The sequence below is a fragment of the Frankia sp. CcWB2 genome, from assembly GCF_977927585.1.
The window spans coordinates 7,159-7,533 of record NZ_CDWRCM010000045.1; the positions used below are offsets into that span (position 1 = coordinate 7,159).

Annotated in this window: 1 pseudogene; it reads left to right on the forward strand. The window is 68.8% G+C overall.

The annotated features are described in order from the left end of the window. Positions 1–375, forward strand: a pseudogene (locus tag ACY45C_RS07125) (ABC transporter ATP-binding protein); the annotation flags it as partial.

Genomic DNA, 375 nt, shown 5'->3' on the forward strand with positions numbered 1-375 from the left:
CGTCCGCCTCGGCTTCGCCGTCGCCGTGCACGTCGACCCGGACGTGCTGCTCGTCGACGAGGTCCTGGCCGTCGGGGACGAGGCGTTCCAGCGCAAGTGCCTGGCCAAGATCGCCGAATTCCGGGCGCAGGGCCGCACGATCCTGTTCGTGACGCACTCCCTCGACCTCATCGAGAACATGTGCGATCGCATCCTGGTCCTGGAGTCCGGGTCGCTGTTCTTCGACGGCCCGCCGGCCGTGGGTACCAAACTGCTGCGGCAGAAGCTGGGCAGCCTGCCCGCGGGGGAACCGGTCTCCTACCAGTACGCCACGGTCAGGCCGGAGTCGGTCACCTTCAGCCACAAGCCGGGCGGACTGCCCACCGTGCAGTACGG